General features: G+C 45.1%; 2 protein-coding genes. One reads left to right on the forward strand and one right to left on the reverse strand.

Features of this window, described 5'->3' with window-relative positions:
* On the forward strand, positions 1 to 205 hold a 205-nt coding region (locus R7Q48_RS29445; protein WP_318133903.1), incomplete at its 5' end, for a hypothetical protein.
* Here R7Q48_RS29445 and R7Q48_RS29450 read toward each other — a convergent pair.
* A partial coding sequence (locus tag R7Q48_RS29450) for a LysR substrate-binding domain-containing protein (RefSeq protein ID WP_318133905.1) occupies positions 192 to 579 on the reverse strand: 388 nt, incomplete at its 5' end. The two genes, R7Q48_RS29445 and R7Q48_RS29450, sit on opposite strands and share 14 nt — an antisense overlap.

Consider the following 579-nt stretch of genomic DNA (forward strand, 5'->3'; position numbering starts at 1 on the left):
ATTAGAAGCGAGTAAGTCGTTAAACAAGGCCTTTGAAGTTGGTGGCGACCCGAGGCATCTTTATGCTCAGTGCGAAGTGTTGGCGAGAAACTATCGACAAGGCGGCGTTGCATTTGCCTTTGAACAGTGCACCAAGCAGCTTGGTGCACATGCTCCTGAGGAAGTTATTCAACAGCTCAAAGCGACCGTGACTACAAAGAAATAGGTTCGTAATGCGCAGCGGCTAGGTGCGTTTTGATTCTCTCTCGCAATGCAATATGAGCAGGGTTGTTTAACTCACGTTTATGGTAGACGAACTTGTAAGGGATAGTGCATATAGAAATGGGGCAAGGCAGAACTTGAAGCTTAAGGGCTTTGCTCCATTTGTTCGCAAAAGATTGAGACACTAGACCTAAACAATCGCGTTGTGCGACGTACAACGCCATACCAGCAAGCGAAGATGTGACGAGATCCACTTTTCTTTCTAAAATGGTTTCTTGAGCGAGTTGCTCAAAACCCGACATGTTGTTCCATTTGCCTGAAAACAAACAGTGAGTTTCATCATAAAATTGTTCTTTGCTCAAAGTGCCTTGGATTCGA

This window comes from Vibrio sp. 378, assembly GCF_033339435.1.